General features: G+C 43.7%; 8 protein-coding genes. 6 read left to right on the forward strand and 2 right to left on the reverse strand.

The window, feature by feature from the left end; genetic code table 11:
* The 6 genes from JGK11_RS31390 to JGK11_RS31415 form a co-directional block, all read left to right on the forward strand.
* On the forward strand, positions 1 to 255 hold a 255-nt coding region (locus JGK11_RS31390; RefSeq protein ID WP_293193766.1), incomplete at its 5' end, for a hypothetical protein.
* Positions 225 to 1247: a tetratricopeptide repeat protein gene (locus JGK11_RS31395; protein WP_293214312.1), complete on the forward strand. Its 1023-nt coding sequence runs from the start codon at positions 225 to 227 to the stop codon at positions 1245 to 1247. The genes JGK11_RS31390 and JGK11_RS31395, both read left to right, overlap by 31 nt.
* A 403-nt stretch (positions 1248 to 1650) precedes the next feature.
* Positions 1651 to 4458 carry a CHAT domain-containing tetratricopeptide repeat protein gene (locus JGK11_RS31400; protein ID WP_293214314.1) on the forward strand — a complete coding sequence of 936 codons (2808 nt, stop codon included), beginning with the start codon at positions 1651 to 1653 and terminating at the stop codon, positions 4456 to 4458.
* A 269-nt stretch (positions 4459 to 4727) separates the two neighbouring features.
* A complete protein-coding gene (locus JGK11_RS31405; protein WP_293214316.1) occupies positions 4728 to 5567 on the forward strand; it encodes an Rpn family recombination-promoting nuclease/putative transposase in 840 nt (279 codons plus the stop codon).
* Positions 5568 to 5665: 98 nt separating this feature from the next.
* Entirely contained in the window at positions 5666 to 6019 is a 354-nt protein-coding gene (locus JGK11_RS31410; RefSeq protein ID WP_293186774.1) for a hypothetical protein, read from the forward strand.
* Entirely contained in the window at positions 6006 to 7481 is a 1476-nt protein-coding gene (locus JGK11_RS31415; RefSeq protein ID WP_293214318.1) for a hypothetical protein, read from the forward strand. Before JGK11_RS31410 ends, JGK11_RS31415 begins: the two co-directional genes overlap by 14 nt.
* A 69-nt stretch (positions 7482 to 7550) precedes the next feature.
* On the opposite strand, the gene thiL is transcribed toward JGK11_RS31415, so the two are convergent.
* Together thiL and JGK11_RS31425 are read right to left on the reverse strand one after the other, a co-directional pair.
* A complete protein-coding gene (gene thiL / locus JGK11_RS31420) occupies positions 7551 to 8546 on the reverse strand; it encodes a thiamine-phosphate kinase (RefSeq protein ID WP_293214320.1) in 996 nt (331 codons plus the stop codon).
* A 97-nt stretch (positions 8547 to 8643) separates the two neighbouring features.
* Positions 8644 to 8958 (reverse strand): hypothetical protein, encoded by a 315-nt coding sequence (locus tag JGK11_RS31425; RefSeq protein WP_293186771.1) that lies wholly within the window; start codon positions 8956 to 8958, stop codon positions 8644 to 8646.
* Positions 8959 to 9143: the final 185 nt, after the last annotated feature.

Consider the following 9143-nt stretch of genomic DNA (forward strand, 5'->3'; position numbering starts at 1 on the left):
CCCGGCGGTTGGAAACCCGGCGGTTGGAAACCGCGTCTACACAGACAAAACCCGCCTCCGCGGGTTGAAGAAAAGGCGGTGAAATTACGTTATCTTCTTCAGTCCGCGGAGGCGGACATCGTTTGTGTAGACGCGGTTTCCAACCGCCGTCTTATCTTTGCAACAACCCCCAAAACCCCCAACCATGATAAAATAAACCCGACATTATTCACAACTCCCCAACAATGGAAGAAAACCGCGCCCAAGCCTACCTAGAACTAATTCACACCCTGCTGAATTGCCCCAACGGATCGGAACCCCAGATATTACAAGATAACTCAGAATTGTTGGATGTCGAATTTCTGGAAACTTGCGAGTTGGTAGCCGAAAAAATGGCACAGCAAGGAGGACAAAACGGCGCTGATTTCCTGCGAAATCTGATCGGCCAGTTATCACAATTAATCGATATCAACGATGGCGATAACTCCGTAGGTGAAAATGCCCAAGAGTATGCAAACTTTATTTTAGAGTTATTGCAAGCAGAAGATGGTAGCAATAGCAATACAGCAGTAATTCACCCGATGCTAGCCGAACGACAACATCTTCTCAATGCTCGTTTTTCGGAGATTTTAGAGCAAGTATTGCAGAGGTTAATTGGTGGCGAAAATGCCCAAACTATTGAGTCAATTGTCAGCCTCGTTGAAGACTTGACCATTAATATTAGTAATTTTTCCGGTGGGAATAGAGCGAATAATATTGAAATTGCCATTGCCGCTTATCAACTTGTTTTAAATAATCGGCAACCGGGAAGCGAAAAGTTTGCTCAAACTCAAAACAACTTAGCTGCTGCCTATATTACCAGAGTCAAGGGTTCGCGGGCGGAAAATGTGGAAATGGCGATCGCCCTTTATGGCGCTGCTTTAACAGTCTACACCCTTGAGGCTTTCCCGGAAGATTGGGCAATGGCTCAAAATAACCTAGCTGCTGCTTACGCTAACAGAATCAACGGTTCGCGGGCGGAAAATCTGGATCGCGCGATCGCATTTTTTGACGCTGCTTTAACTGTTCGTACCCCCGAACAGTTTCCTGAAGATTGGGCAATGATTCAATATAACCTAGGTAATGCCCATAATGACAGAATCAACGGTTCGCGGGATGAAAATATCGAAAAGGCGCGATCGTTTTATGAGGCAGCTTTAACAGTATATACCCGTGAGGCTTTCCCTGAATATTGGGCAATGATTCAAAAGAAGCTGGCTAATGCCTAAAGTGAGGCTGCTTTAACAATCTCAGAAACCGGGTTTTTTCCGATGTCTTCGCCTCGCATCGAATATCTTCGCAAAAACCCGGTTTCTCGCCACCACGCACAATCTCAGAAACCGGGTTCTTTCCGATATCTTCACCTCGCATCGAATATCCTCGCAAAAACCCGGTTTCTTGCCACCACGCACAATCTCAGAAACCGGGTTTTTTCCGATATCTTCGCCTCGCATCGAATATCTTCGTAAAAACCCGGTTTCTCGCCACCACCCACAGTCTCAGAAACCGGGTTTTTTCCGATATCTTCGCCTCGCATCGAATATCTTCGTAAAAACCCGGTTTCTCGCCACCCATCAAACCAACCCCAACTATGATAAAATAAAACATAGGTGTTATTCACAACTCTCCACAATGGAAGAAACCCGCGCCGAAGCCTATCTCCAATTAATTCACACCCTACTGAATTGCCCTAACGGAGATGAACCCCAGATATTACAAGATAACTCAGAATTATTGGATCGCGGATTTCTGGAAACTTGCGAGTCAGTAGCGGCAAAGTTGGCAGCACAAGGAGGTGAAAATGGCGCGAATTTCCTCCGAAATCTGGCCAGTCACCTAGGGCAATTCATCGATATGAACGATGACGGAGATAGCAATAACTCTCAAGGTGAAAATTTCCAAGAGTATGCCAACTTTATCCTAGAATTATTGCAAGCAGAAGAAGCTAGTAATAGCGATATTAAAGTAATTTACCCCATGCTCGATCAACGGCAACATCTCCTCAATAGCCGTTTTGCCGAGTTTTTACAGCAGGTATCCCAGAGGTTACTTGATGGCGAAAACGCAGAAACAATTAGCTCAATTGTCGCCCTCATTGAAGATTTGAGTATTCATATTAATCAATTTCCCCGTGGGAATAGAGCGAATAATCTTGAAATTGCCATTACTGGTTATCAAATAGTTTTAAATAATCGGGAACCGGGAAGCGAAAAATATGCTCAAACTCAAAATAACCTAGCTGCTGCTTATAGTAAAAGAATCAAAGGTTCTCGGGCGGAAAATCTGGAAGGGGCGATCTTTTGTTACCAAGAGGCACTACAAGTTCGTACTCGCGAAGCCTTTCCCCAAGATTGGGCAACGACGCAAAATAATCTGGCGGCTGCCTACTATTCCAGGATCAAAGAAGATAAAGCAGACAATATTGAAAAGGCGATCGCATCTTTCACTGCCGCACTGGAAATCCGCACCCGCAACCGCGATGACTTTCCCAAAAGATGGGCTGAGACCCAAAATAATCTAGGAGAAGCTTACCGTCACAGAATCAGGGGAAAGCGGGAAGAAAATATCGAACGGGCGATCGCATTTTACAAGGCCGCACTGGAAGTTTACACCAGTGATAACTTTCCCAAAAGATGGGCTGAGACCCAAAATAATCTGGGAGAAGCTTACCGCGAAAGAATTAGGGGAGAGAAAGCAGACAATATCGAACGGGCGATCTCTTTTTACAATGCCGCCCTGGAAGTCTTCACCCGCGAGGCTTTTCCCGAATATTGGGCAACGACGCAAAATAATCTGGCAATTGCCTACTGCCAAAGAATCAGGGGAGAGAAAGCAGACAATATCGAACAGGCGATCGCTTTTTACAATTTGGTTTTACAGATAAGCACTCGCGAGCACTTCCCGTTAGAAAACGTAGAAACTTTAAATAACCTGGGCTTGGCTTATCTGAAGAAACTAGACTACATTAACCGAGAAAAACCAGAAGACACAAACCAAAAAGCACCAACTCTCCAAAGTGCCTACGATACCTTTAAAAATGCCATAATCAGAGCCTCCAAACTACGAGAGTTGGAGTCGGGAGATGAAACTAAGCAAAAACACGATTTGGAGTGGGATAAACTCTACATGGGCATGGTGCAAGTATGCCTCGATCGCCAAAGCAACCAAGAAGCACTCTTATATGCCGAAGCCAACAAAGCCCGCAACCTTGTCGAAGTCATCGCCCAAAAACAGGAAACCCCCCAAGTCCTAAAACCCATTACTTTCACCGAAATTATCCAACTCCTCACCCCAGACACCGCCCTAATTGAGTGGTACATCACCGACAAAGAAATCATCACCTTTGTCCTCACTTACCCCGACGTGCTGACAGTGCATCGAAATCCTCAATGCGATGAATTAATCAACTTAGTTAATGACTACCGGGCCGACTACAAACAAAGCAAAACCCACTGGCAAACCAAACTCTCCGACTATCTCCAGCGTCTTGCCGAAATCCTCCAAATCACCACAATTCTGCCCTCACAAAGTACCCGCTTAATCCTAATTCCCCACTGGTTGCTGCACCTGTTCCCCCTCCACGCCCTACCCCTAACCGACGACGAATTCTTGTTAGATAGATTCACCCAAGGGATTCAATACAGCCCCAGTTGCCAACTCCTGCAACAGATTACAATCCACCCAAATTTCGACCAACTCCTGGCCCTGCAAAACCCCACCTCGGATCTTCCCTACACCGATTTGGAAGTCGCCAGCATCGCCCCCAAATTCGCCATCAGTCAAATTCTTCCGGGCTCGGAAGCGAGTAAAACTAATCTTTTGGAACAGTATTTAGAGCAGTTAGAAAATGCTCATTGCGCGCATTTTTCCTGTCACGGTTCGTTTAATCCTGATGAGCCGCTGAAGTCGTTTTTGATTTTGTCAGGGGGTATCATCGAAGATTTAGGGGCATCTGATCGTTATGTGGAATGGCGCGAAGGCAAAACAGCGGATATTGACAAATGCCTGACTTTGGCTGAAATTTTCGGACTGCGATTCAAACAGTGCCGCCTAGTAGTGCTTTCCGCCTGCGAAACCGCGCTAATCGATACGCAGAATCGCTCCGATTATATTGGATTACCAACGGGATTTCTCTACGCGGGAGCAATGGGAACTTTGGCCAGTCTTTGGGCTGTCAATGACCTCTCGACAGCCTTGATGATGGTAAAATTCTATGAGGTACTGCAACCTGGAGTTAGCATTGGTCAAGCGCTCCATGATACCCAGCGCTGGTTTAAGTCTGCTACTACTTCAGATTTGCTAGAATGGGTGGAAGGTTCGGAGAGTTTCGATGGAGAGCAAAAGGAAGATGTTACGGAATATCTAGGACGTTATCCACTGACCGTAAAACCCTACGGCAAAGTTTATCATTGGGGAGCGTTTTGTGCTATAGGTTTATAATGTGAATGTGCAAATATTGTAAGGGCGGGTTCACCAACAATCTCCGATAAAAACCAAAGATTTCATAAACCCGCCCCGGCTATGATATAACGCACAATCTATTTGTACAATAGAATTGCGATCTAAATATTTCGGTGGGGTGGGGGCGGGTTTTTATAATCCATCGATGGGTGTCAAATATTTCGGCGAACCCGCCCCTACAGCACTTGGGATTATGATACGATCGTGAATGAATAGGGTATAATTCAAAGAAAGATTAAATTCGATCGATGAAAACCGACAGCCTATTTTACAGCATCTTCCAAGAATTTCCGTTTATTTTCTTTGCCCTGCTGGGCATACCTGCCGATGCTACAAACCAATACCAATTCACATCCCAAGAAGTCAAACAATTAGCCTTTCGCCTAGATGGTTTGTTTCTGCCAATTGTCGCAGATTCTCAATTACCATTCTACATTGTGGAAGTCCAATTTCAACCAGACCCAAATCTGTATTATCGTCTATTTGCCGAACTATTCATCTATCTCAAACAATACCAACCGCCGCACCCTTGGCAATTGGTAGTCATTTACCCAAATCGGCAAACAGAAAGAGAAAGTGACATCCACTTTCAGGAAATGCTGGCACTCCCAAAAATCACCCGCATTTACCTGGATGAACTTACCCAACCAGAAACAGCATCTCTACCGATAAAATTACTTAAACTGGTAATCGAACCAGAAAACACGGCCTCGGATTTGGCTATAAATTTAGCCAGACAAGCCGAAACCGAAATAGTGAATATCGCAGTCAGAGAGAGCTTCATCAACTTACTAGAAACTATCATTGTTTACAAGTTACCCCAAAAATCCAGAGAGGAAATTGCCGCCATGTTGAACCTCAGTGACTTAAAGAAAACCAGATTCTATCAAGATGTTTTTGCGGAAGGACAAGCTGAAGCAGAAGCTCAATTACAAGCTGAAGCTAAACAACGAGAAAAAGCTGCAATCCTCAGAATGTTTAATGTGGGATTAATTACAGAACAAATTGCTCTATTCTTAGACTTGCCGGTAGCTGAAGTAGCAAAGATTGTCACTGAAGCTCAACAAAAACAAGCTGAACAAAATTAATCAAAATTTGGTGGGGGCGGGTTTACGAGATTATTGGTTTTTGGTAAAACCCGCTCCTACAGCACTTGACATTGTACATCCATTTTTGAGGTAAACTTATGATGAAAACCCTGATTTTGTCGGAAATCTATAACGCGATTACCAAAGCCCCAGAGATTCTGACTCCGCCATTTATTGAAGAATTACTCAAGACTGTTTTGCCGATAGCTGAGTCTGATGCTACTGATAAAGCAGTTAAAGAAGCTATTAATAAAGTCTATCAAAATTTTCCCGAAGTAGCAGAGCAGATTGCCAATCTGACTCGCAAAAATCTTGATGATGCAGAACCGGAAGTCACACCGGGCTATGAAACACTCACCAATAACTATCCTGATATCAAAAAGCTAGAAGCAAACTTAAAACAACGCATTCAACCACCCTCAATTCCCCCCGCACCAGATGCTAAAAATTGACCATCCCCAAGTCTATATCTACAGCTACCAACTCAGCAGCAAAAGTAAAACTGATGTTGACTCAATCTGGACTTGGGCAAATAGTATCTGGCAATATTTCAGTCTGGACAAAACCAAAGTTTTTTCTCAAGCAAACCTCAGTTATCCCCTCACTAAACCCAACAAATTAGAGCATTCAAATCAAATCGATGGTTCCTTAAGATTTTGTCGCATCGATGATAGTGAAGGTATCTTAGCGAGAATTGGCAGCCCAGAAACTGACGAAAACAAAGACTTAGAAGTCGCAGCATTAACACAATTCAATGTTAATAATCTTTTGGTTGCTGATAGTCATGAAAATTGGCTAGGACAAACTATTTTGATTACTTACAAATCAAAAACTTATCAACAGCCAAGTGACAATGACTTTCGCAAAGTTGCAGATGAATGTTTAAAACATCTTTTCCCAGAAGAGTCTGTGCGTCCACCTTTTTACCGTGATACTAAGTTATTCGATTCTCCGATGTTTGAGTATAGTTCTCCCAAAAGTCAAGTACAGGTATTTGTTTATCTGGTTGATGATGACATTGAGGGAAAATTAGGGAAGATTGTTCAACCTTTGTTTGAACTGTTTTATCACCGCCATAAAATCACCAAAGCTTTTATTGATAGTCGCAGAAATTACGATCTACTTAAGGAACGATATTTAGAGATTGAGCAAACAATCGAAAAGCTAGAAGCAAAAATCACCGAGGTAAGTCGGATTGAATTGTCAACTGGAGTTGATTCGAGGCAAAGTATTAATATAGATGAATCGTTAAAGTATCTAAAAACCAAACTAAAAGAGTTACTTCGAGAAAGCTTGAATTATGAAAGAGCTTTGGAATGTTTAGAAGATTTTAATAACACGATTAATATTCATGTTTACAACTATCAAGAAAAGTTGTTGCAAATTAGCGATAAATTGCAGATACCAACTGATGATTTGACAACGTTCAAGTTTTTCATTGATAGAACTTGTCCGTATTTTCAAGAACAAATTAAGGGCGATTTAGGCTATTTCAAACATGGCACTGATTTGATTAAGATTGCGGTGGAGTTGGTGGGAGGAATTGTCGATATTGAACAAGCAGAATGCGATCGCTCCCTAGAAAGAAAAATTGAAATACTCGGTACTGGATTAGGCGCTGGAGGCATTGTGGTGTCTGCGGTTGCGAATTATGTAGAGAGAGACATAGTGTTCAGAATACCTCAAAATGGCGATCGCATTCATCCGGCCCTAGCTAGTCTGTTGTGGAGTCTCCTGGCTGTCATCCTGGTTTCTGGATTGATGGGTTGGATTAATGGTGCGTGGAAAATTAATGGTAGATTGAGATTGTTTGGGCGTAAATCTGTTGCACAATTACCCAATTCCGAAAGTCAACCAGTTAATGATATCTTGCGGGAGGTGGAAGAAGTGTCGAATCATGAACCAGGCGGTTAGAAACCCGGCGGTTAGAAACCGCGTCTACACAAACGATGTCCGCCTACGCGGACTAAGATCAGATATGATTCAGAAGTGTTGAAATCCCCGATCGCTCTCCAATCTAATATCACCATAAATACCACTGCTATCAGTCAACCAAATATCTGTGCTATCGGTAGTCATGCCGATAATCGCGGCTCCATTTCCGATTTTTTCTACTAATAACTCAGCATTTGCGATCGGCAAAAACAGCACTAACTCAAAATCTTCACCACCGTACAATGCCCAATCTAAAGCAGTTTCAGGTGATACAAGTTGGCTGAAAATAGGGGGAATTGGGATTTTTTGGCGATCGACATTTGCACCAACACCGCTAGCCCGACAAACTTGAATAATCGCATCAGCCAAACCATCGCTGCTATCCATTCCAGCAATCGCAAACTCACCCGCAGCATCTAAAATTTCCCACAAAATGGGCAAAACATCCAATCGCGGTTTAGGCTGCTGGTGAGCGAGAATTAAAGAAGTTCGATCGCCCTTTTCCAGATTTTGCCCAAATTCAGGATTCAACAACAACTCCAATCCCGCGCGAGAAGCCCCGTGCACACCAGTAGCCACAATCGCCCAATTCTCCCGCGCATTTGACCGACGAATGGTACGATCGCACTCAACCTCCCCAAAAGCAGTAATCGAAATTGTCACCACAGACGATCGCACAACATCCCCACCCGCGATCGGCGTATGATACACTTCCAAACAAGCCGTCATCCCCCGATAAAACTCCTCCACCCACAGCACAGCCGTATCCGCCGTCACAGCCAGGGCTACAGTCACCGCCAGAGGCTTTGCACCCATCGCAGCCAGATCCGACAAATTCGCGGCTGCGGCGCGCCATCCTGCGTCATAAGGGCTGGTGGTGCGATCGCTAAAATGCACTCCATCCACCAACATATCCGTCGTCACCGCCAGAGATTGGTGAGGATTTGTCGGAAGTACAGCGCAATCATCACCCACAATTTCGGCGGGACAGAATTTTTGTAATATTCTTAAAAGACCTTGTTCTCCGATATCTTTAATCAGCATTAAATTAGTTAAAAGCCACTAAATATTATTAGGAAACTGACAACTAACCACTGACAACTGTCAACTGTCAACTGTCAACTATCAACTGTCAACTGCTTTACCATTCCTTACCAGAACTCGGCGGCAAGCGCAACCTCGGAAACCGATAAAAAGTATCCCCTTCATCATCCACCTCTAAAATCGCCGAAAAAATCTTAACTTGTCGGTTTAAATACTGCTGAGCAACTTCAGCCTCAACTCTCGCGCTAGCAGCCAATTGAATCAGCGACATCTGACTGTTTTGAGTTTCCAACAACTGATAAAAAGCCTCATCCAACTGTCGCTTTTGCTTGCTTTCATTCAGATTGTTGACAATCAACAAGCCTGCGAATCCGCCCAAACCAATTACCAATAAAAATTCTAAAATTGCCATAAAAGCGTTATAATTGCTAGTTGGAATAACGAATCTCAGTATATCAAAAGAATGATGTTAATTAAATTTCAACTAATCTGATTAACTCTTCCAGCCCGCGGAGGCGGTCTTTGTTAGTGTAGAAGCGATTTAAATCGCCGTCTTTGTTTGTCTTTCTTCCAGCCCGCGGAGGCGGTCTTTGTTAG

The organism is Microcoleus sp. PH2017_34_RAT_O_A (assembly GCF_020737885.1).
In the GTDB taxonomy this organism is placed as follows: Bacteria; Cyanobacteriota; Cyanobacteriia; order Cyanobacteriales; family Microcoleaceae; genus Microcoleus.